At 71.7% G+C, this 21,728-nt stretch carries 22 protein-coding genes; 14 read left to right on the forward strand and 8 right to left on the reverse strand.

Annotation, left to right across the window (positions count from 1 at the left end):
* The first annotated feature begins 158 nt into the window (after positions 1 to 158).
* The 5 genes from EDF21_RS12455 to EDF21_RS12470 are packed head-to-tail and all read left to right on the forward strand — an operon-like array spanning position 159 to position 5,582.
* Positions 159 to 779: a molybdenum cofactor guanylyltransferase gene (locus tag EDF21_RS12455; protein ID WP_158612918.1), complete on the forward strand. Its 621-nt coding sequence runs from the start codon at positions 159 to 161 to the stop codon at positions 777 to 779.
* Between the two features lie 9 nt (positions 780 to 788).
* Positions 789 to 1,046, forward strand: coding sequence for a DUF6457 domain-containing protein (locus EDF21_RS16770; RefSeq protein WP_158612919.1), 258 nt, complete (start codon positions 789 to 791; stop codon positions 1,044 to 1,046).
* Positions 1,043 to 2,215 carry a molybdopterin molybdotransferase MoeA gene (locus EDF21_RS12460; RefSeq protein WP_158612920.1) on the forward strand — a complete coding sequence of 391 codons (1,173 nt, stop codon included), beginning with the start codon at positions 1,043 to 1,045 and terminating at the stop codon, positions 2,213 to 2,215. The genes EDF21_RS16770 and EDF21_RS12460 overlap by 4 nt, the downstream gene beginning before the upstream one ends.
* 53 nt (positions 2,216 to 2,268) lie before the next feature.
* On the forward strand, positions 2,269 to 3,273 hold the full coding sequence (gene fdhD / locus EDF21_RS12465) for a formate dehydrogenase accessory sulfurtransferase FdhD (protein ID WP_123571580.1): 1,005 nt from the start codon (positions 2,269 to 2,271) through the stop codon (positions 3,271 to 3,273).
* Positions 3,270 to 5,582 carry an FdhF/YdeP family oxidoreductase gene (locus EDF21_RS12470; RefSeq protein WP_123571581.1) on the forward strand — a complete coding sequence of 771 codons (2,313 nt, stop codon included), beginning with the start codon at positions 3,270 to 3,272 and terminating at the stop codon, positions 5,580 to 5,582. Before fdhD ends, EDF21_RS12470 begins: the two co-directional genes overlap by 4 nt.
* 51 nt (positions 5,583 to 5,633) lie before the next feature.
* Here the strand turns inward: EDF21_RS12470 and EDF21_RS12475 are convergent, their stop codons facing one another.
* Positions 5,634 to 6,347, reverse strand: a complete 714-nt coding sequence (locus EDF21_RS12475; protein WP_123571582.1) for an MBL fold metallo-hydrolase — start codon at positions 6,345 to 6,347, stop codon at positions 5,634 to 5,636.
* Between the two features lie 53 nt (positions 6,348 to 6,400).
* On the opposite strand from EDF21_RS12475, the gene EDF21_RS12480 reads away from it, so the two are divergent.
* Positions 6,401 to 6,949 (forward strand): TetR/AcrR family transcriptional regulator, encoded by a 549-nt coding sequence (locus EDF21_RS12480; protein WP_123571583.1) that lies wholly within the window; start codon positions 6,401 to 6,403, stop codon positions 6,947 to 6,949.
* Positions 6,950 to 6,983: 34 nt separating this feature from the next.
* On the opposite strand, the gene EDF21_RS12485 is transcribed toward EDF21_RS12480, so the two are convergent.
* On the reverse strand, positions 6,984 to 8,171 hold the full coding sequence (locus EDF21_RS12485) for a N(5)-(carboxyethyl)ornithine synthase (RefSeq protein WP_123571584.1): 1,188 nt from the start codon (positions 8,169 to 8,171) through the stop codon (positions 6,984 to 6,986).
* 42 nt (positions 8,172 to 8,213) lie between these two features.
* Positions 8,214 to 9,287 carry a redox-regulated ATPase YchF gene (ychF, locus tag EDF21_RS12490; RefSeq protein WP_123571585.1) on the reverse strand — a complete coding sequence of 358 codons (1,074 nt, stop codon included), beginning with the start codon at positions 9,285 to 9,287 and terminating at the stop codon, positions 8,214 to 8,216.
* A gap of 119 nt (positions 9,288 to 9,406) precedes the next feature.
* On the opposite strand from ychF, the gene EDF21_RS12495 reads away from it, so the two are divergent.
* Together EDF21_RS12495 and EDF21_RS12500 are read left to right on the forward strand one after the other, a co-directional pair.
* Positions 9,407 to 10,036: an exonuclease domain-containing protein gene (locus tag EDF21_RS12495; RefSeq protein ID WP_123571586.1), complete on the forward strand. Its 630-nt coding sequence runs from the start codon at positions 9,407 to 9,409 to the stop codon at positions 10,034 to 10,036.
* 104 nt (positions 10,037 to 10,140) lie between these two features.
* On the forward strand, positions 10,141 to 11,409 hold the full coding sequence (locus EDF21_RS12500; protein ID WP_123571587.1) for a DNA recombination protein RmuC: 1,269 nt from the start codon (positions 10,141 to 10,143) through the stop codon (positions 11,407 to 11,409).
* 65 nt (positions 11,410 to 11,474) lie between these two features.
* Here EDF21_RS12500 and glpX read toward each other — a convergent pair whose 3' ends face one another.
* Complete coding sequence (gene glpX, locus EDF21_RS12505; protein ID WP_043597850.1) at positions 11,475 to 12,473, reverse strand: class II fructose-bisphosphatase; 999 nt, start codon at positions 12,471 to 12,473, stop codon at positions 11,475 to 11,477.
* A gap of 111 nt (positions 12,474 to 12,584) precedes the next feature.
* Between glpX and fbaA the strand changes: the two genes are divergently transcribed.
* Positions 12,585 to 13,613, forward strand: a complete 1,029-nt coding sequence (fbaA, locus tag EDF21_RS12510; protein ID WP_123571588.1) for a class II fructose-bisphosphate aldolase — start codon at positions 12,585 to 12,587, stop codon at positions 13,611 to 13,613.
* 76 nt (positions 13,614 to 13,689) lie between these two features.
* On the opposite strand, the gene EDF21_RS12515 is transcribed toward fbaA, so the two are convergent.
* Together EDF21_RS12515 and EDF21_RS12520 are read right to left on the reverse strand one after the other, a co-directional pair.
* Positions 13,690 to 14,271 (reverse strand): DUF6264 family protein, encoded by a 582-nt coding sequence (locus EDF21_RS12515; protein ID WP_123571589.1) that lies wholly within the window; start codon positions 14,269 to 14,271, stop codon positions 13,690 to 13,692.
* Positions 14,268 to 15,332, reverse strand: coding sequence for a 4-hydroxy-3-methylbut-2-enyl diphosphate reductase (locus EDF21_RS12520; RefSeq protein WP_233568507.1), 1,065 nt, complete (start codon positions 15,330 to 15,332; stop codon positions 14,268 to 14,270). Before EDF21_RS12520 ends, EDF21_RS12515 begins: the two co-directional genes overlap by 4 nt.
* 124 nt (positions 15,333 to 15,456) lie before the next feature.
* Between EDF21_RS12520 and xseA the strand changes: the two genes are divergently transcribed.
* From xseA to EDF21_RS12545, 5 genes are all read left to right on the forward strand, one after another.
* The gene (gene xseA, locus EDF21_RS12525; RefSeq protein ID WP_123571590.1) at positions 15,457 to 16,746 is read left to right on the forward strand and encodes an exodeoxyribonuclease VII large subunit; all 1,290 of its coding nucleotides are present in this window, start codon (positions 15,457 to 15,459) and stop codon (positions 16,744 to 16,746) included.
* Between the two features lie 9 nt (positions 16,747 to 16,755).
* Positions 16,756 to 16,986, forward strand: a complete 231-nt coding sequence (locus EDF21_RS12530) for an exodeoxyribonuclease VII small subunit (RefSeq protein ID WP_123571591.1) — start codon at positions 16,756 to 16,758, stop codon at positions 16,984 to 16,986.
* Entirely contained in the window at positions 16,983 to 17,666 is a 684-nt protein-coding gene (locus tag EDF21_RS12535; RefSeq protein WP_056048791.1) for a DUF4245 domain-containing protein, read from the forward strand. The genes EDF21_RS12530 and EDF21_RS12535 overlap by 4 nt, the downstream gene beginning before the upstream one ends.
* A 142-nt stretch (positions 17,667 to 17,808) precedes the next feature.
* Positions 17,809 to 18,399 (forward strand): carbonic anhydrase, encoded by a 591-nt coding sequence (locus EDF21_RS12540; protein WP_056049244.1) that lies wholly within the window; start codon positions 17,809 to 17,811, stop codon positions 18,397 to 18,399.
* An 85-nt stretch (positions 18,400 to 18,484) separates the two neighbouring features.
* Positions 18,485 to 19,885 carry a class II fumarate hydratase gene (locus tag EDF21_RS12545; RefSeq protein WP_255416446.1) on the forward strand — a complete coding sequence of 467 codons (1,401 nt, stop codon included), beginning with the start codon at positions 18,485 to 18,487 and terminating at the stop codon, positions 19,883 to 19,885.
* Positions 19,886 to 20,106: 221 nt separating this feature from the next.
* Here EDF21_RS12545 and EDF21_RS16775 read toward each other — a convergent pair whose 3' ends face one another.
* Both EDF21_RS16775 and EDF21_RS12555 read right to left on the reverse strand, forming a co-directional pair.
* Positions 20,107 to 20,940: an A24 family peptidase gene (locus EDF21_RS16775; RefSeq protein ID WP_158612921.1), complete on the reverse strand. Its 834-nt coding sequence runs from the start codon at positions 20,938 to 20,940 to the stop codon at positions 20,107 to 20,109.
* Positions 20,937 to 21,557 carry a hypothetical protein gene (locus EDF21_RS12555; protein WP_148053706.1) on the reverse strand — a complete coding sequence of 207 codons (621 nt, stop codon included), beginning with the start codon at positions 21,555 to 21,557 and terminating at the stop codon, positions 20,937 to 20,939. The genes EDF21_RS16775 and EDF21_RS12555 overlap by 4 nt, the downstream gene beginning before the upstream one ends.
* Positions 21,558 to 21,728 lie beyond the last annotated feature (171 nt).

The following is a 21,728-nucleotide window of genomic DNA, read 5'->3' on the forward strand; positions in this document are numbered from 1 at the left end:
GGACCGGTCTGTCGGCTGATCTCTCCAGCCTAACGACAACGACACGAGGAAGCCTCGGCTCCGAGGACGACATCGGATCATCCTCCGGGATGGCCTCGCCCCGAGGACGCCGGTCGAGGGCAGGTCTAGGCTCGCGGCGTGGACGCGGGTGGCAGGGCATGACCGGGGACGCCGGGTTCGACGCCGTCCTGCTCGCCGGGGGTCGCGCCTCCCGGGTGCACGGTGCCGACAAGACCGGCTTCACGAGTGGCGACGCGACGCTCCTCGACCGGGCCGTCCAGGCGGCGGCCGGAGCCCGGACCCTCGTCGTGGTCGGCCTGCGCGACGGTCGGGTGCCGCCCGCCGGAGCCCTGCTCACCCGTGAGGAGCCCGCCTGGTCCGGGCCGGTGGCCGCCCTCGCGGCCGGTCTCGCCGTCGTCGGCGACCCGGCACCGTGGGCACTCGTGCTGGCCTGCGACCTGCCGCGGGCGCCCGAGGCCGTGGCGGCCCTCCTCGCCGGCGGCGCCGAGGACGACGAACACCGGGACGGTCGGCTCGCCGTCGACTCGGACGGGCGACGTCAGCCACTGCTCGCTCTCTACCGGACCGACGCCCTGCGGACGCGACTCCGAGGGCTGCGGGCCGACGGCCCCCTCGAGGGCCTGTCGCTCCGCCGTCTGCTCGACGGGCTCGACCTGCTCGAGGTCCCCGTGCCCGACGCGCTCTGCGCCGACGTCGACACCGTCGCCGACGCCGACCGCCTGGGTGTCGTCCGGCGCGAGGCCGACGCGACTGGTTGAGTGTCGACCATGACCGACACACCTGCCGAACTCGACGCCTGGGCCGCACGACTCGTCCGGGCCCTGGGCCTGCCCGACGACTTCGTGGTCGACGTCCCCGTGGTGCTCGACCTCGCCCGCGACGCGGCGCACGGCGTCGCCCGCCCGGCCGCCCCGCTGACGACGTTCCTCGTCGGCTACGCCGCGGGGCTCGCCGGCGGATCGCAGGCCGAGCTGGACCGGGCGACCGCGACCGCCACCGCGCTGGCCACGGCCGACCCGGCGTGACGGTCCGGCGGGCCGACTGGCGGGTGGCCCGCGCCGAGGCGTCCGACGCCGCCCGGGCCCTGCCCCGCGACCTCGAGACCGTCCTGCTCGCCGACGCGGTCGGTCGCACGCTGGCCCGGGACGCCACGAGCCTCGCGCGCGTGCCCGGCTCCGACGTCTCGGCGATGGACGGCTGGGCGGTCGCCGGCGAGGGCCCCTGGCGACTCGGCCCGTCGATCGTCGCGGGCCGGGTCGCCGACGACGACGGCTCGCTGCCGACCGGGGTCGCGCGACCGGTCACCACGGGCGCCGTCGTCCCGGACGGGACGGACCGGGTGCTGCGCTCGGAGTCCGGGCACGTGGCCGACGGCGTCCTGACGGCCGACGACGACCCCCGCCGTCCGCCGCACGTCCGGCGAGCCGGAGAAGAGATCGACCGCGGCGACGCCCTGATCACCGCGGGCACGCTCCTCACCCCGCCCCGCGTCGCCGTGCTGGCCCTCGGCGGGCACGACGCCGTGCCCGTGGTGACCCGCCCGACGGTGGCCCTGGCCGTGCTCGGCGACGAGGTCGTGGCCGAGGGCGTGCCCGAGCGCGGCACGGTCCGCGACGTGTTCTCGGTGCCGGTGCCGCGCCTCCTCGGCTCCCTCGGCACGGCGTCCGCGACCACGACGCGGGTGGCCGACGACCTCGACGCGACGATCGCCGCCCTCGACCGCCCGGACCGTCGCCTCGTGGTGACGACCGGCGGCACCGCGCACGGCCCGACAGACCACGTCCGCGCCGCCCTCGACCGGCTGGGCGCCGAGCTGGTGGTCGACGGTCTCGCGATGCGTCCGGGGCAGCCCCTGGTCGTCGCGCGCCGCGGCGACACGGTCTACCTGTGCCTGCCGGGCAACCCGATGGCCGCCTACGTGGGGCTCGTGGTCGTGGGGACCGCGGTGGTGGACGGCCTCCTCGGGAGGCGACCCGCGCCTCCCGGGTCCGTCACTCTCGCCGTCGACGTGGCCCACCCCCGACCCGGCGCGCTCGTGCAGGCGTACCGGGCGACCCCGGACGGAGCCGTGCCGACCGAGCGCCAGTCGTCGGCGATGCTGCGCGGCCTGGCCGACGCCGACGGGCTGCTCGTCGTGCCCGAGGGCGGGGCGCGGGCGGGCGACGTCGTCCCCTCGCTCGGCCTCCCGTGGTGAGGTGCGGACCCCGCCGGCTTTCGATTCCGGGGTTCGAGGGGTAGACCTGACCCATGGCACGCATCACGTCCCGCAAACCGGTGACCCGCATCACGGTCGGTGACGACGGCAGCGCGGGCGTCCGCAAGACCATGGACACCCTCGCGGTCGAGGAACCCCTCGAGATCCGCGTCGGCGGCACGTCGCTCGCCATCACCATGCGCACGCCCGGTCACGACTTCGACCTGGCCGCGGGGTTCCTCGTGTCCGAGGCCGTCATCTCGACCGGTGACGAGTTCTTCGCCGCCCGCTACTGCGCCGGGGCCACCGCCGAGGGGCTCAACACGTACAACGTGCTCGACGTCACGCTCGCGCCCGGGGTGCCGGCGCCCGACCCGAGCCTCGAGCGGGCGTTCTACACGACCAGCTCGTGCGGGCTGTGCGGCAAGGCCTCGATCGACGCCGTCCGCACGACGTCGCAACACGACGTGCGGCACGACCCCCTCGTCGTCGACCCCGCCCTGCTCGCGACCTTCCCCGACCGCCTGCGCGAGGGCCAGGACGTGTTCGAGAAGACCGGCGGGCTCCACGCCGCGGCGCTCTTCGACGGCCGCACGGGCGAGCTGCTCGTCCTGCGCGAGGACGTCGGTCGGCACAACGCCGTCGACAAGGTCGTCGGCTGGGCCGTCAAGGAGGCGCGGCTGCCGTTGGGCGGGACCGTCCTGATGGTCTCGGGTCGCGCCTCGTTCGAGCTCACGCAGAAGGCGTCGATGGCCGGCATCCCGGTGCTCGCCGCCGTGTCGGCACCGTCGTCGCTCGCCGTCGACCTCGCGACCGAGCTGGGCGTCACGATCGTGGGGTTCCTCCGCGGTCGGTCGATGGTCGTCTACTCGCGACCGGACCGGCTCGGCGAGCCCGACGGGACCGAGCCGTCGGCCCGCTCGCGCGACGCCGGCGACGCGACCCGCGCCTCCTCGTCCCGCGACTCCGCCGACGCCGCCGACGCCCACGCCCACTCCCCCGGCGGCGCGACGCGCGCCTCCTCGCCCGTCCCCCTGACGATCGGAACCAGACCGTGACCGAGAAACCCCCCGTCTCCGACGTGACCGACGCCGACATCGAGGTCGGCCCCCCGCGCGAGTGGGCCGCCGGCGTGCCCGGCGTGCTGCACTCGATGGACCCGGCCATCAAGCAGCTCGGGCTGGCCCGCACCGTCAAGCTCATGACGTCGCTGAACCAGAAGGACGGCTTCGACTGCATGAGCTGTGCTTGGCCCGACCCGAACCACCGCAAGGTGGCCGAGTTCTGCGAGAACGGCGCCAAGGCGGTCACCTGGGAGGCCAACCCGGTGCTCGTGCCCGACACGTTCTGGGCCGAGCACTCGGTGACCGACCTGCTCGACAAGACCGAGTACTGGCTCGGCATGCAGGGCCGCCTCACCAAGCCCGTGCACAAGCCCGCCGGCAGCGACCACTACCGCGAGGTGTCGTGGGACGAGGCGTTCCGCATCGTCGGCGACAAGCTGAGGTCTCTCGACAGTCCGGACGAGGCGTCGTTCTACACCTCGGGCCGCACCTCGAACGAGGCGGCCTTCGCCTACCAGCTGTTCGTGCGCGCCTTCGGCACGAACAACCTGCCCGACTGCTCGAACATGTGTCACGAGTCGACGAGCCTCGCCATGGCCGAGGTGGTCGGCATCGGCAAGTCGACCATCGCCTACGACGACTTCGAGCAGGCCGACCTGATCGTCATCCTCGGGCAGAACCCGGGCACCAACCACCCGCGCATGCTGACGGCCCTCGAGGACGCCAAGCTCAAGGGCGCGAAGATCGTGGCGGTCAACCCGCTGCCCGAGGCCGGCCTGCGTCGCTACAAGAACCCGCAGCTGCCGCGCGGCGTCGCGGGTCGCGGCACGGAGATCGCCGACCAGTTCCTGCAGATCCGGCTCGGTGGCGACATGGCGCTGCTGCAGGCCGTCGCCAAGCGCGTCCTCGAGGCCGAGGACGCCGCCCCCGGCACGGTGCTCGACCACGAGTTCCTGGCCGAGCACACCGTCGGGCTCGAGGCCTTCCGCGAGCACATCGCGCAGGTCGACGACGACGAGGTGCTGCTCGCGACCGGGCTCGACCGCGCCGAGATCGATGAGCTGGCCGACCGCTACCTGGCCTCGGACCGCGTGATCATCACCTGGGCGATGGGCATCACGCAGCACCGCAAGGCCGTCGACACCATCAAGGAGATCATCAACCTGCTGCTGCTGCGCGGCAACATCGGCAAGCCGGGTGCCGGCGCCTCGCCGATCCGCGGGCACAGCAACGTGCAGGGCGACCGCACGATGGGCATCTGGGAGCAGGTCTCGGACGAGTTCCTCGACGCCCTGCAGAAGGAGTTCCGCTTCGACCCGCCGCGCGAGCACGGCGTCGACGCCCTCAAGGGCATCAAGGCCATGCAGGAGGGGCGGATCAAGTTCTGGATGGGCATGGGCGGCAACCTCGTGGCCGCGATCTCGGACACCCAGCTCGCCGAGGCCGCGATGCGCGGGACCGACATGACCGTCCAGGTGTCGACGAAGCTGAACCGCTCGCACGCCGTGGTCGGCGCCGAGGCGCTCATCCTGCCGACGCTCGGCCGCACCGAGATCGACGTGCAGGAGGCCGGGCCGCAGTTCGTCTCGGTCGAGGACACCGTGTGCTCGGTGCACGGCAGCCACGGCCAGGTGCCGCCGGTCGCGCCCGACCTGCTCAGCGAGGTCGCCATCGTCAGTCGCCTGGCGCGGGCGACGCTCGGCGACCGGGCCGACCTCGAGATCGACTGGAAGGGCTTCGAGGACGACTACGACAGGCTGCGCGACCACATCAGCCGGGTCGTGCCGGGCTTCGAGCGCTACAGCGAGCGGGTGCGCAGCCGTGACGGCTTCGTGCTGCCGAACGGGCCGCGCGACTCGCGGACCTTCGCGACGAAGGTCGGCAAGGCGATGATCACGGTCAACGACCTCGAGCACGTCGAGCGCCCCGAGGGGACGCTGCTGCTGCAGACCCTGCGCTCGCACGACCAGTACAACACCACGATCTACAGCCTCAACGACCGCTACCGCGGCATCAAGAAGGGTCGGCACGTGGTCTTCGTCAACCCGCTCGACCTCGACGACCTCGGGCTCACCGACGGCCAGAAGGTCGACGTGTCGACGGTCTGGACCGACGACGTCGAGCGGGTGCTGCGCGACTACCGCATCGTCGCCTACCCCACGGCCCGCGGGTGCGCCGCCGCGTACTTCCCCGAGGCGAACGTGCTCGTGCCGCTCGACAGCGCGTCGATCGGCAGCAACACCCCGGTGTCGAAGGCCGTGCTGGTGCGGGTGACGCCGGCGGCGGTGCCGGTCGGGGTCTGACCCCGGGTCGGCCCGTCGCCGGGCGGCGCCGTCCGAGCCGGCTCGGTCGGGTCAGCGGGCGGCGGCGCGGACGGCCGTGACGGCCGCGGCCACGCCACCGTCCCAGGGGGCGCCGTGGCCCGGCAGCACCCAGGTCGCGCCGGTCCCGAGCAGGGCGTCGAGCGACGCCAGGGCCTGCTCGGGCTCGTCGGTGAACGGAGCCGGTGCGGGCCCGACGTGCCCGGTCGTCACGTGGCGCGTGGTCAGGGCGTCGCCCACGAACACGGCGTCGACGCCCGGGACGAACACGGCGATGCTGCCTTCGGAGTGCCCGGGCATCGGGATGATCCGAGGCGCACCCGGCAGGTCGAGCGTCTCGCCCCCGTGCACCTCGACGACCTCGGTGAGCCACGCGGTCCTCGCCCCGCCCTTGCGCAGGCTGTAGCCGGCGAACCCCAGCAGGGGGCCGAGCTTCATCGGCGGCATGCCGTTCCCCGGCTTCGGCCCGCCCTTCGCCCGCGAGGCGTCGGCGGCGTGGACGTACACGGGCACCCCGTGTTCGCGACGCAGCCGCTCGGCGAAGCCGACGTGGTCGGAGTCACCGTGGGTGAGGACGACGCCCTTCACGTCGTCGGGGGTGCGTCCGACGGCGGCCAGCTCGGAGACGAGTTCGGACCAGAGGCCGGGCAGACCGGCGTCGATCACGGTCACGCCCTCGGGCGTGACGACGAGGTACGCGGCGACGATGTCGTTGCCGATGCGGTGGAGGGAGGGGGCGAGTTCCATGATGGCTACGGTAGTTAGCCATCATGGCTATTGTCAATAGCTATACTCGACGGATGCCCACACCCGACCGCACCTCACCCGACGCCATCCTGCTCGCCGCGCGCGAGCTGCTCGAGGCCGACGGCCCGTCCGGCCTCACGATGGCCGCGGTCGCGGCACGGGTCGGCGTGCGTGCACCCTCGCTCTACAAGAGGGTCGAGAACCGGGAGGCGCTGCTGCGGTCGGTCGCGGAGGCCACCCTCACCGACCTGGCCGCGCGGCTCGACGGGGCGGGGTCGGCCCGCGAGGTGCTCGACGCCTTCCGGGCCTTCGGGCACGAACGTCCGGCCGCGTTCCAACTGGTCATGACGCCCGGGCCCGGCGTCCCCACCGCGCGACGCGAGTTCGGCGCCGCGGCGAGCGCCGCCGCCCTCCGGGTCGGCGAGCAGCTCGTCGGGCCGGAGCGAGCCCTCGACGCCGCCCGCACGCTGACGGCGTGGGTGGCGGGCTTCGTCATCATGGAGCTCAACGGCGGCTTCCAGCTGGGCGGCGACGTCGACAGGGCGTGGGACTTCGGGGCCGAGCGCGTCCTCGCGGCCCTCGCCGCGCCTCCTATGGTCTGAGCCGTCCCCGCGACCGCCCGGCCTGCGGCTCCGCTCAGTCGAGCGGTGCGTGCGGGTACGAGGAGGCGCGGTGCTGGAACTCGAGGATCGCCTCGTTCTCGACCCGCCCCTCCGCGATCTCGACGGCGCGGCGGATCGTGTCGGACGCCGCCCACGAGGTCGGCCCCTCCATGACGGTGCGGAGGAACGGGAGGAGGGCTTCGCTGATCTCCCACGTCGTGGAGTTCCAGAGCAGCGACGGGCTGTGGTCGACGGCGTAGTAGTTCGTGGTGGCGCCCACCGTGACGAGCGGCTCGGCGAACGTCGTGGCGCGGGCCCAGTCGAAGCCCATGCCCTCGTCCACCGAGACGTCGACGATGAGGCTGCCGGGGCGGAAGGCGTCGAGATCGGTCTCGCGCAGGTAGGTGAGCGGGGCGTTCGGGTCCTGGAGGGTGCAGTTGACGACGATGTCGGCGGCGGCGAGGAACGGAGCGAGGGCGACCGGCCCGTCGGGGGTGTTCACGGTGCTGGCGCCGGGCGTCTCGGGGTCGTGTTCGAACTGGAAGATGTCGACCGACGGGATCGGCGACCCGACGGCGGCGATGTTGCGGTTCGTCAGGACGCGCACGTCGTGGATGCCGTGGGCGTTGAGGGCCGTGACGGCGCCGCGGGCGGTGGCGCCGAAGCCGATGACGACGGCGCTGAGGCGGCGGCCGTAGTCGCCGGTCGAGCCGCAGAGCTGGAGGGCGTGCAGCACCGAGCAGTAGCCGGCGAGCTCGTTGTTCTTGTGGAAGACGTGCAGGCCGTAGCCGCCGTCGGACTGCCAGTGGTTCATGGCCTCCCACGCGATGAGGGTGAGCCGTTTGTCGATGGCGAGCTGGGTGATCTCGCGGTCCTGGACGCAGTGCGGCCAGCCCCAGAGGGTCTGACCGTCGCGCAGGCCCTCGAGGTCGGCGGCCTGGGGCTTGGGCAGCAGGACGACGTCGCTGTCCGCGACGATCTGCTCGCGGTCGGCCATCGCCACGAGGGATTCGAGGTCGGCGTCGGGGATGCCGAAGCGCAGGCCGTAGCCGCGCTCGAGGGTCATGCTCGCGCGCAGGTCGGCGTCGATGCGGTCGAGGTGGGCGGGGTGGATCGGCAGTCGCCGCTCGTCGGGCTTGCGCGAGGTGGCCAGGACGCCGAGGCGCAGCAGTGCGGGGGCGCCGGAGGTGGTGCCGGTGGGCGGGGAATCCGTTTGGCTCATGCTTGAGAGTAGATGAGTGGCGCTCGCCCCCGAGCCGGAGGGTCAGTTGTTGAAGCGGAACTCCACCACGTCGCCGTCCTGCATGACGTACTCCTTGCCCTCGATGCGGGCCTTGCCGGCCGAGCGGGCCTCGGCGATGGAGCCGGTCTCGACCAGGTCGTCGAACGAGATGACCTCGGCCTTGATGAAGCCCTTCTCGAAGTCGGAGTGGATGACCCCGGCAGCCTGCGGGGCCTTCCATCCTTTGCCGATCGTCCAGGCGCGGGTCTCTTTCGGGCCGGCCGTCAGGTAGGTCTGCAGGCCCAGAGTCTCGAAGCCGATGCGGGCGAGCTGGTCGAGACCGGACTCGTCCTGGCCGAGCGACGCGAGCAGCTCGGCGGCGTCCTCGTCGTCGAGGCCGATCAGCTCGGACTCGACCTGCGCGTCGAGGAAGATGGCCTCGGCCGGCGAGACCAGGGCCTGCAGTTCGGCTTTGCGCGCCTCGTCGGTGAGGACGGCCTCGTCGACGTTGAAGACGTAGATGAAGGGCTTCGCCGTGAGCAACCCGAGTTCGCGGATCGGCTCGAGGTCGATGCTCGTGGCCGAGAGCGCCTCGCCTCGCTCGAGCGCCTCCTTGGCGGCCACGGCCGTCTCGTGCACGATCGGCTCGACGCGCTTCAGCCGCAGCTCTTTCTCGTACCGGACGAGCGCCTTCTCGACCGTCTCGAGGTCGGCGAGGATCAGCTCGGTGTTGATCGTGCCCATGTCGCTCTCGGGGTCGACCTTGCCGTCGACGTGCACGACGTCGGGGTCGTCGAAGCCGCGCACGACCTCGGCGATGGCGTCGGCCTCGCGGATGTTCGCCAGGAACTTGTTGCCCAGGCCCTCGCCCTCGCTCGCCCCCTTGACGATGCCGGCGATGTCGACGAACGACACCGGCGCGGGCAGGATCTTCTCGCTGCCGAAGAGACCGGCCAACACCTGGAGGCGCGGGTCGGGCAGGTTGACGATGCCCACGTTGGGCTCGATGGTCGCGAACGGATAGTTCGCCGCCAGCACCTGGTTCTTGGTCAGGGCGTTGAACAGGGTGGACTTGCCGACGTTGGGCAGTCCGACGATCGCGATAGTGAGAGCCACGAGGGTCAAGCGTACCGGGCCTGCCGAGCCGTGCCGTCGGAACCGGGTCCGCTGTGGAGGGAACGGTCGCCCACCGCGCCTGGGGAGGCGGTGTCGGAGGCGCGTGAGAGCATGAGTCAATGCCCATCGACTTCACCGCGATCGACTTCGAGACCGCGAACTCGAGCAGCGCCAGTGCCTGCTCCGTCGGCCTCGTCAAGGTCCGCGACGGTGTCGTCGTCGACAAGGTCGGCTGGTTGATCCAGCCACCCACCGGGCACGACGAGTTCTCCGAGTGGAACACCCGCATCCACGGCATCGTCGCGAACGACGTCGTCGGCGCCTTCGGCTGGGCCGAACAGTTCGAGCTGCTCGCCGACTTCGCCGGCGACGACGTCTTCGTCGCCCACAACGCCGGCTTCGACATGGGCGTCATCAAGGCCGCCTGCGCGGCGACCGGGCTCACCCCTCCCCCGTGGTCGTACCTCTGCAGCCTGCAGGTCGCCCGCAAGACCTACTCGCTCGACTCGTACCGGCTGCCGGTCGCCGCGACGGCCGCCGGGTTCGACGTCTTCTCCCACCACGACGCCCTCGCCGACGCCGAGGCCTGCGCGGCCATCGTCGCCCACGCCGCACTGTTCCACGGTGCCTCCGACCTGGCCGAACTCGCGACGATCGCGTCGGTCAAGGTGAAGGTGCTGCAGCCGGCCGGGGCGCCGACGGCGCCCGCCGTGCCCCGGGCCGACCGACGCCCGATGGCCTTGGGCTAGGCGCCTCCTCACGCCAGTCCGACGCCCCCGGGGCGCGTCGGTCTCTCCCGACCCCATCGCGTCGACTCCCGACCGGTGTCGGTGGCCGCTGCCACACTTCCGCCATGCCCCTTCCGCTCGCGCTGTTCCTCGCCCTGCTGCTCGGTCTCGTCCTCGGCGTCGCCGTCGGGGCACTCGTCGCCCGTACCCGCGCCGCGGAGGCGACGGCACGCCTGTCGTCCGACCTCGCCGCAGCCCGCGCCGTGGCCGACGCGTCGCGCGAGCGCCTCGAAGGTCAGGACGACCAGTACCGTCGACAGATCGCGCAGCAAGAAGACCGCCTCCGCGAGTTCCAGGACCGCCTCCGCGACGTCCGCATCGCCGAGGCCGAGAGGGCGCGCACCGACGGTCAGGTGCTCGTCGCGCTCAGCCCGGTGGCCGAGAGCCTGCAGGCCGTCCAGCAGAAGGTGGCCGAGCTCGAAGCCGAACGCACCCTCCAGTACGGCGCCCTCAGCGAGCAGCTCCGCACCGCCGCCGAATCGGGTGAACGGCTCCGCGGGACGGCCGAGTCGCTGGCCTCCGCGCTGAAGTCGAACAGCACGCGCGGCGTCTGGGGCGAGACCCAGTTGCGCAACGTCGTGCAGGCAGCGGGTCTCGTCGAGCGCGTCGACTTCGACGTGCAGACGTCGATCTCGTCGGACGCCGGCTCCGGTCGCCCCGACATGGTGGTGCACCTCCCCGGCGGCAAGAACATCGCGGTCGACGCCAAGGTGCCGTTCTCCGCCTACCTCGAGGCCAGCGCCATCCCCGCATCCGCCACGGGCGACGAGGGCGCACGACGCGACCAGCTGGTCCGGCAGCACGTCAAGGCGCTGCGGGCCCACGTCGACGCCCTGGCGGGCAAGACGTACTGGGCCGGGCTCGAGTCCTCGCCCGAGCTGGTCATCGCGTTCATCCCGAGCGAGTCGCTCGTGTCGTCCGCCCTCGAGGCCGACCCGGCCCTGATGGACTACGCCTTCCAGAAGCGCGTCGCCCTCGCCTCGCCCGTGACCCTCTGGTCGGTGCTCAAGACCGTCGCCTTCAGCTGGCAACAGGACGTCGTCACCGCCGAGGCGAAAGAGCTCTTCGACCTCAGCCGCGAACTCTACGGTCGACTGTCGACCATGGCCGGCCACGTCGACAAGCTCGGCCGGTCGCTGCGCGCCGGCGTCACGGACTACAACCGGTTCGTCGGGTCGCTCGAGCGGACGGTCCTCCCGTCGGCCCGTCGGCTCAGCATGCTCGACGAGTCCAAGGTCCTCGCGACCCCGACGACCGTCGAGGAGTCCCCCCGAGAACTCACCGCCCCCGAGCTCGCGTCGGCTCTCGGTGACCGCAGCACCGACCACGACTGACCCCTGATGCGGCGAACGCCCGGCCGAGGCCGGGCGTTCGTCGTGTCAGGCGGGTGTCGCGCCGATCAGGCCTTCTCGCCGTACCACTTCGAGACGAGGTGGTCGGCCTCGACCCGGCGGATGGTGCCCGAGTGCGAGCGCAGCACGATGCTCGAGGTGCGGATCATGCCCTGCTTGCGCGTGACGCCCGCGACGAGCGCGCCGTCGGTGACACCCGTGGCGACGAAGTACGCGTTGTCGCCCGTGACGAGGTCGTCCTGGTCGAGGACGCGGTCGAGGTCGTGACCCGCGTCGATCGCCTTCTGGCGCTCGGCGTCGTCCTTCGGGGCGAGGCGGGCGAGGATCAGGCCGTCGAGGGCCTTGACCGCGCAGGCCGTGATGATGCCCTCGGGCGTGCCACCGACGCCGACGCACATGTCGATGCGGGAGTCGGGACGGGCCGCGTTGATCCCCCCGGCGACGTCACCGTCGAGGAGCAGCCGGGTCGACGCGCCTACAGCCCGGATCTCGGCGATGAGGTCGGCGTGACGGGGACGGTCGAGCACGGCGATCTGCATGTCCTCGACGGCGATGCCCTTGGCGGCGGCCAGGGCGGTGATGTTCTCGCCGATGGGACGGTCGAGGTCGATGATGCCGCGGCCCTCGGGGCCCGTGACGATCTTGTCCATGTAGAAGACGGCGCTGGGGTCGTACATGCTGCCGCGGTCGCTGACGGCGATCACCGAGAGGGCGTTCATGCGTCCCGCCGCGGTGAGGCTCGTGCCGTCGATCGGGTCGACGGCGATGTCGCAGGCCGGGCCGAAGCCGTTGCCGACGTGCTCGCCGTTGAAGAGCATCGGGGCTTCGTCCTTCTCGCCCTCGCCGATCACGACCACGCCGTCGAACGCCACCGTGCCCAAGAACTTGCGCATGGCGTCGACCGCGGCCTTGTCGGCGGCGTTCTTGTCGCCCTTGCCGATGAACGGCGCCGAACGGATCGCGGCCGCCTCGGTGGCCCGGACCAGTTCCATGCCGAGGTTGCGGTCGGGGTGCGAGTAGAGGGTTCCGGAATCCGTGTCAGCCATGCTCCGGATCTTACCCGCGCCGCGCCTCCCGACCGGGCTCCGACGACCAGGACGAACAGACGTGCGCTGACTAGGGTGGATGAGCCACCAGCCGTGATCGAAGGAGATTCAATGCCCGTCGCAACCCCCGAGCAGTACGCCGAGATGCTCGACAAGGCGAAGAACAAGGGCTTCGCCTACCCCGCCGTCAACGTCTCGTCGTCGCAGACGATCAACTCCGTGCTGCAGGGCCTGACCGAGGCGGGCAGCGACGGCATCATCCAGGTCACCACCGGCGGCGCCGACTACTTCGCCGGCCACACCGTCAAGAACCGCGCCGCGGGCGCCATCGCCTTCGCCAAGTTCGCGACCGAGGTCGCGAAGAACTACCCGGTGACCGTCGCCCTCCACACCGACCACTGCCCGAAGGACGCCCTCGACGGCTTCGTGCTCCCGCTCATCGCCGCCTCCGAAGAAGAGGTCCGAGCCGGTCGCAACCCGCTGTTCCAGTCGCACATGTGGGACGGCTCGGCCGTCCCGCTCGACGAGAACATCTCGATCGCGCAGGACATGCTGAAGCGCACCAAGGCCATCAACGCCATCCTCGAGGTCGAGATCGGCGTCGTCGGCGGTGAGGAAGACGGCGTCCAGCACGAAGGCACCAACGACGCGCTCTACACCACGGTGGGCGACGTCACCCGCGTGGTCGAGGCGCTCGGCCTCGGCGAACACGGCCGCTACATCGCCGCCCTCACCTTCGGCAACGTGCACGGCGTGTACAAGCCGGGCAACGTCAAGCTGCGTCCCGAACTGCTCGGCGAGATCCAGCAGGGCATCCAAGAGAAGTTCGGCACCGCCGCGAAGCCCCTCGAACTCGTCTTCCACGGTGGTTCGGGGTCGTCCGACGCCGAGATCGCCGAGGCCGTCTCGAACGGCGTCGTCAAGATGAACCTCGACACCGACACGCAGTACGCCTTCAGCCGGTCCATCGCCGACACCGTGTTGAAGAACTACGACGGGTTCCTCAAGATCGACGGCGAGGTCGGCAACAAGAAGCAGTACGACCCCCGCGCCTGGGGCAAGGTCGCCGAGAGCGCCATGGCCGCCCGCGTCGTCGAGGCGACGAAGCAGCTCGGGTCGTACGGTCAGTCGGCGAGCTGACCCGCGCCTCCTGGTCGCACGACGAAGCCCCCGAGCGAGTGCTCGGGGGCTTCGTCGTCGAGGCTAGGGGCGGACGTCAGTTCGACCCCGAGAAGTAGTCGTTCGTGAAGCTCTGCATCGCCTCGGCGAAGGCCGGGTCACCCATCAGGATGGCCGCCGCTCCGAAGCCCTGCACGAGGCCGAAGACCACACCGGCGACGAGGGGCACCACGAAGCCGAGACGCCCGGCGCGCAGCCGCCGGAGGGTCCACCAGGTCGAGACGGCGAACAGCGTCACGGCCAACACGGCCATGACGACCCCGAAGGTCTGCAGCGCAGCGGACGAGCCGAACCCCGAGAGGTCGAGCCCGAACGTCTCGAACTGGGCGAGCTGCGTCGTCGCGTAACCGGGCACGCGGGCGACGGCCTGGATCGCCCCGAAGGCACCCAGCCCGATCAGGGCGAACGTCGCCACCCGGTCGATGCGCCGCCCGGTCGAGAGCGCAGGAGGCGCGGTGCGGGTCTCGTCACCGGGGCGGACGTCGGTCGAGACCGCGGGCCGAGCGTCCTGACCGGTGACCCGCGCCTCCTCGGCGGCGTCGGCCTCGGCCGCGGCGGGGTTGACCCAGCCCTCGGGCGCGTACTCGCCGTAGCGCGGCTTCGGTCGGTCGTCGGTCATCGGGTGCGACCGCCGAGGCCGCGGGCGTCGACCTGGCCCGTCGCGTCTTTCCGCAGCTCTTTCGGCAGTGAGAACATCAGGTCTTCCTCAGCCGTGACGACCTCGTGGACGTCGACGTAGCCGGCGTCCGACAGGTCGGCCAGCACCTCGTCGACGAGCACCTCGGGAACCGACGCGCCGGAGGTGACCCCCACCGTCTCGACGCCGTCGAGCCACTCCTGCTTGATCTCGTTCGTGTAGTCGACGCGGTAGGCGGCCTTGGCGCCGTGCTCGAGGGCGACCTCGACGAGACGCACGCTGTTGGAGCTGTTCGCCGATCCGACGACGATGACGAGGTCGGCGCCCTGGGCGACCTTCTTGATGGCGACCTGGCGGTTCTGCGTGGCGTAGCAGATGTCGTCGCTCGGGGGGTTCTGGATGTTCGGGAACCGCTCACGCAGTCGACGCACGGTCTCCATCGTCTCGTCGACGCTGAGGGTGGTCTGCGACAGCCAGACGAGGTTGTCGGGGTCGGCGACGACGAGGTCGTCGACCTCGCCCGGGTTCTGCACGAGGGTGGTGCGATCCGCCGCGTGGCCCATCGTGCCCTCGACCTCTTCGTGCCCGGCGTGGCCGATCAGGATGATGTGCCGGCCCTGGTTGCCGAAGCGCACGGCCTCGCGGTGGACCTTCGTGACGAGGGGGCAGGTCGCGTCGATGGCCTGCAGCTCGCGATCCGCCGCACCCTTCACGACGGCCGGCGAGACGCCGTGCGCGCTGAAGACGATGTGCGACCCCGGGGGGACCTCGTCGACCTCGTCGACGAAGATGGCCCCCTGGCTCTCGAGGGTCGCGACCACGTGCACGTTGTGGACGATCTGCTTGCGGACGTAGACGGGCGCGCCGTAGTGCTCGAGGGCTTTCTCGACCGCGATGACGGCGCGGTCGACGCCGGCGCAGTACCCGCGGGGTGCCGCGAGCAGCACCTGCTTGCGTCCGTTGACGGGGGTATCCTTTAGCCTGTTCCGCACCGCAGGAACACGCGGTGTCGGCAGGTCGATGGCGAGGGCGCCGTTGGAGATGTGGCTCACCCGACGAGTCTAGGTGTGCCGGACTGGTCGCGTACTGGGAGCGACCGCGCGGCCGGTCGATCACCGGGGTCGCCGCTCGTCCTGCCGGTGTCGACCACCCCTCGAACGGAGCTCCATGACGATCGTTCCCCCTCCCCCCACCGCCGAGTCCCCGTGGCCCGTCGGGCTCCTCGCGAGCAAGGTGCGCGACTGGATCGACCGCCTCGGGACGGCCTGGGTCGAGGGCGAGATCACCCAGTGGAACGTCTCGGGCGGGAACGTCTACGGCAAGCTCCGCGACCTCGAACACGACGCGACCGTCTCGTTCTCGATCTGGTCCAGCGTGAAGTCACGCGTACCCGCCGACCTCAAGCAGGGCGACCGGGTCATCGCCGCCGTCAAGCCGAACTACTGGGTCAAGGGCGGCAGCCTCACGATGCAGGTCTTCGACATGCGCCACGTCGGGCTCGGCGACCTCCTCGAACGACTCGAGCGCCTCCGACGCCAGCTCACGGCCGAGGGGCTCTTCTCCCCCGAGCGCAAGCGGGCCCTGCCGTTCCTTCCCGGCTGCATCGGCCTCGTCACCGGCAAGGACAGCGACGCCGAGAAAGACGTCCTGCGCAACGCCCAGCTGAGATGGCCCTCGGTCTCGTTCCGCGTCGTGCACGCCGCGGTGCAGGGCGATCGCATGGTCGGCGAGGTCACGGCGGCGATCCAGCGCCTCGACGCCGACGACGAGGTCGACGTCATCATCGTCGCGCGAGGCGGCGGCGATTTCCAGAACCTCCTCGGCTTCAGCGACGAAGGCCTCGTCCGCGCCGTCTCGGAGTGCACCACGCCGGTCGTCAGCGCGATCGGACACGAGGCGGACCGGCCGCTACTCGACGACGTCGCCGACCTGCGCGCGTCCACGCCCACCGACGCCGCGAAACGGGTCGTCCCCGACGTGACCGAAGAACTGTCGCGCGTGCAACAGGCGCGCACCCGCATCGGCGTGCGTCTGACCTCGCTGGTCGCCACCGAGATCGACCGGCTCGAACAGATCCGCAGCCGGCCGGTGCTGGCGTCGCCCCAGACCCTCGTCGACGTCCGGGCCGACGAGGTCGTCCGGGCGGTGGCCCGCGGCGAAGAACTCGTCGGCCGGGCCGTCGAGAGGGCGCACACCCGCGTCTCGGAGCTCACGGCCCAGCTGCGCGCCCTGTCGCCGCAGGGCACGCTGCGCCGCGGTTACGCGATCGTGCAGCTGCCGTCGGGCGGGGTGTTGCGGTCCCCCGCCGAGGCCCCCGCCGAGACGCGCCTCCTCGTGACCACCGACGGAGGCGCGGTGGGCGCCGTCAGCACCGGCGCCTCCTCCCCAGGCTCCGACGCTCCCGACGAGTCGTCACCCGTGGCGTCCGCCACGACCTCCGTCAGCACCCCTCGTTAGGATCGTCACGTGGACACCACCCCGACCAGCACCCCGCCCGACGTCTCGTCGCTCAGCTACGAGCAGGCCCGCGACGAGCTCGTGTCCGTCGTGTCCGAACTCGAGCAAGGCGCCTCGACCCTCGAGCGCTCGCTGGCCCTCTGGGAACGCGGCGAGGCGCTCGCCCGGCGCTGCGAAGAATGGTTGATGGGGGCGCGCGAGCGCCTCGAGGCGGCCCGCCGTCAGGTGTCGGCAGAATGACCTCCCCCTCCGACGGCGGCCCACGGGGCTCGCGACGTCCCCGAGAGCCCCGCATCGTCGCCGAACTCGGCCGACCCGAGACCCCGGACGAGACCGCCGCGCGCAAGGCCGAGAACACCCGCAAGCACTACGCGAACCAGACGGCGATCAACCTGACCCTGTCGATCGTCGCCTCGCTCGGCATCGTGCTCTTCCTCGTGCTCGTCGTGGTCCGCCCAAGTGGCACGGTGAACCGGCAAGAGATCGACTACGTCCAGGTCGCGTCGCAGGCCCAGGCGAGCGTCGACGCCCCCCTGGCCGCGCCTCCGCTGCCCGACGGCTGGAGCTCGAACGCCGCCGAGGTCCGCTCCACGACCCGCGACGACGTACCGACCTGGTACGTGGGGTTGATCACGCCGGCCCAGCAGTTCATCGGGCTCGAACAGGGCATCGACGCCAATCCGACCTGGGTCAGCCTGCAGGTGCAGAACGCGGCGGCGACGTCGACCCGGTCGATCGGCGGTCTGACCTGGGACGTCTACGATCGGCGCGACGCCGACGACCCGGGCAACTACGCCTATGCCCTGACCACCACGGTCGACCGCAGCTCGTACGTGCTCTACGGCACGGCCGACGACGCCGAGTTCGACGTCCTGGCCACCTCCCTGGCCGAGCAGATCTCCAGCCAAGAAAGCGAATGACGTGACCCGACACGACCCCGCCGCCGGTGTGCCCGCCACCGCGGCCCCTTCCGCACCCGAGAACACCGCGACGTCCCTGCCCACGGACGTCTCGGCCATCGCGCCGGCGAGCGCGTCCGAGCCGGGGACGGCATGGAGCCGGATGGTGGACGGCAACCACCGCTTCGTCGAGGGGGCACCTCGCCACCCCCACCAGGACAGTGACCGGCGGTCGTCCCTCGCTGCCGGTCAAGAGCCCGTGGCAGCCCTCTTCGGATGCGCCGACTCGCGACTGGCCGCCGAGATCATCTTCGACGTCGGCCTCGGTGACCTCTTCGTCGTGCGCAACGCCGGCCAGGTGGTCGGCGACACCGTCATCGCCTCGCTCGAGTTCGCGGTCTCGGTGCTCCACGTCCCCCTCATCGTGGTGCTCGGCCACGACAGCTGCGGCGCCGTCGCCTCGGCCATCGACTCCATCGGCTCCGACGCCGCCCCCGGGTCGGCCTTCCTGGGTGGGCTGATCGACATGATCATGCCGTCGGTCGAGCGTGCCCAGCTCGACCTCGAGACGGGTGCCGACCTCGACCCCCGCACGGTCGGCCAGTTGCACATCGAGGCGTCGGTCCGCACGCTCGTCGACCGGTCCGCCCTCATCGCGTCCGCCGTCGCGGACGGTAAGTTGGCCGTGGTCGGCGCGAACTACGACCTCGCCAACGGGCGGGTCGACCCTTCGGTCGTCGTCGGCCGACTCTGAACCGAGTCGGGGCGAACGCTCCGACGCCCCGCGCCCTCGACGGGCGCAGCAGCCCGGCAGGGCCCGAGGAAAGGACCACGACGTCGTGACCACATCCGAGACCGAGTACCGCATCGAGCACGACACGATGGGCGAGGTGCGGGTGCCCGCATCGGCCCTCTACCGCGCCCAGACGCAGCGTGCCGTCGAGAACTTCCCCATCAGCGGGGCCGGTCTCGAGCCGGCGCAGATCGTCGCGCTCGCTCGCATCAAGCGCGCGGCCGCCCTGGTGAACGGCGAGATGGGCATCATCGACCGTCCCGTCGCCGATGCGATCGTCTCGGCCGCGGACCAGATCATCGGTGGCAGCCATCACGACCAGTTCCCGGTCGACGTCTACCAGACCGGCAGCGGCACGTCCTCGAACATGAACATGAACGAGGTGCTCGCCACCCTCGCCGGAACGGTCGACGGCGTCGCCGTCCACCCCAACGACCACGTCAACGCGTCGCAGTCGTCGAACGACGTGTTCCCGACCTCGGTGCACGTCGCCGTCACGGGCGCGCTGCTTCACGACCTGGTGCCCGCCCTCGATCACCTGGCGGTCGCCCTCGAGAAGAAGGCCACGGCCTGGTCCGACGTGGTGAAGGCGGGCCGCACCCACCTCATGGACGCCACGCCGGTCACGCTCGGGCAGGAGTTCGGCGGCTACGCCCGGCAGATCAGTCTCGCGATCGAACGGGTGCAGAGCGCCCTGCCGCGCGTGGCAGAGGTCCCCCTGGGCGGAACGGCCACCGGCACCGGCATCAACACGCCTCAGGGCTTCCCGCAGCGGGTCATCGCCGCCCTCGCGGACGACAGCGGGCTGCCCGTCACCGAGGCGCTCGACCACTTCGAGGCGCAGGGGGCCCGCGACGCGCTCGTCGAGGCCTCCGGTGCCTTGCGCGTGCTCGCCGTGAGCCTCACCAAGATCAACAACGACATCCGCTGGATGGGCTCTGGGCCCAACGCGGGTCTCGGCGAGCTGCACATCCCCGACCTGCAGCCCGGCTCGTCGATCATGCCGGGCAAGGTCAACCCGGTCATCCCCGAGGCCGTGCTCATGGTCTCGGCACGGGTGATCGGCAACGACGCGACGATCGCCTGGGCGGGCGCGTCCGGAGCCTTCGAACTCAACGTGGCGATCCCCGTGATGGGGACGGCGTTGCTCGAGTCGATCCGCCTGCTCTCGAACGCCACCCGCGCCCTGGCGGACAAGACCGTCGACGGGCTCGAGGCCAACGTCGAGCACGCCCGGGCCCTCGCCGAGTCGTCCCCGTCGATCGTGACGCCGCTCAACCGCGTCATCGGCTACGAGGCCGCGGCGAAGGTGGCCAAGCACGCGGTGGCCCAGAAGCTCACCGTTCGCGAGGCCGTCGTCGATCTCGGGTTCGTCGAGCGGGGCGAGGTCACCGAGCAGCAGCTCGACACCGCACTCGACGTGCTCAGCATGACCCATCCGGGCTGAGCCCACCCGCCTGAGTCCAGCCCCGAGCGGCCCGGGTCGAGCCCTCCGTCCTGAGCCCATCCCCGGCCGGCCGGGACCACAGCACGTCGAGGAGGCGCGCGCCCGTCGTCGACGGACACGCGCCTCCTCGACCTTTAGGCTTCTCTACCCTCTCGCCTGCCTGTTCGCGTTCCTGTTCCCGTTCCCGTTCCCGTCGACGGGGGCACGCCGCGACGCGGACCTCACGGACCCGTCACGACGGCATCGACAGCGACGGCCACCGACGGGCTGGCCACGACACACCAGAAGGCCGCGAGCAGGCACGGCCCGAAAGGGATGCCTCGGCTGACCGATGCCAGCTCTGGCCGCGGAGGCGTGCCGGCCCGTCGCGGCCTCGAGCCCAACGTCCGAACGCCGGCCACCCCGACCGCGAACGTTCCGGCAAGAGCCCAGAGACTCAGGAGAGCCGCCGGGCTACCCGTCGCAACGAGTCCGGTCAGCACGGCGCCCAGCTTGACGTCCCCCATGCCCAGGCCGCCGGCGATGGCGGCCACCAGACCGAGCACGGCGGCGACCAGGGCGAAGGCCAGGCTCGTGGCCGCCGTGGCGATACCGCCCCCCGCGACGAGCAGGACGGTCGACACTCCCCACGCACCCGCGGCCACTCCGACGAGGACGTTCGGCAGTCGACGCTCGGCGATGTCGATCCGGACCAGGGCCGGAGTCACGGCCGCGACTCCGAGACATCCGACGAGCGTCACCGCCCCGGCGCTCGTGCCCACGAGGGGGTCGGGACGCAGTGTGGCGGCAGCGACGGCGACCGCCGACAGTGCAGCCGCGGCGACTGCTTCGAGGGCCTGCGTGCGCTCCTGTCGCGGTCCGTCACCACCTCGAACCGCATCCCCGTCCGACGAGCCCGTCCCGTCCGGCGACATTGTCCCGTCCGGCGACACCGTCCCGTCCGGCGACACCGTCCCGTCCGGCGACACCGTCCCGTCCGGCGACACCGTCCCGTCCGGCGACACCGTCCCGTCCGGCGACACCGTCTCGTCCACGAGACCTTCCGGCGAGCTCACGATGCTCCTGATGACGAGGCCGTCTCCGATCCTGACCGACCCGGATGCGGACTACGTCCCCGAGCTGGTCGGACCAGATGCCACGGGCGTCGACCTCGCGTGCGCCGGGTTCGCGGACGGGGGGCACGGCCCGTCGTCACGACGAGTCGCCGTCGAGGTCGCCGTCGAGGTCGCCGGGCGTCGTCGAGCACCGCGTGCACGGCCTCGACGATGAGCGATCGATGGTCGCGCACCATCTCGTAGCTCGCTCGAAGGGCGGTTCGTCCCTGGACCGTGATCGCGAGGTCCTTCAGACGGTCCGCGTCGAACGTGTCGCCGTGCCACCTGCGCCCGTCGAGTTCGAGGGCGACGACACCGTCGACGACGATGTCGATGCGGCGGCGGTCCTCCGGGCCGACCCGGGTCTGGGACTCGACGCGGTGCCCCAGGTCGGCGAACGTCACCCGCATGACGCTCTCGATGAAGCTCTCGCTCCGCAGATCGGCCCAGTCGACGATGCCCCTCACATCCGCGGGAGCCTCGGCGAACGCCGCATGCAGTCCGGCGACCGAGAAGTGACCGCTCGACAGCGCCCAGTCCAGGAGGGCGACGGCCTCGTCGAGAGGAGCCGCCGTCACGGCGTCCACCAGAGCGGTGCCGACGGGGACGGCCCAGGCCGCCCGCCGTGCGTCCTCCGATCCGTGTTCGTCGTCATCCGGCCGACGGGGCACCATCCCGGGGGACGGACGAGGGGGCACGCGCCCGTCGGACCGCCACAGCACCCTCGCACCGTGCCTGGCCCGAAGTCG

Source organism: Frigoribacterium sp. PhB118 (assembly GCF_003751725.1).
Classification (GTDB): domain Bacteria; phylum Actinomycetota; class Actinomycetes; order Actinomycetales; family Microbacteriaceae; genus Frigoribacterium.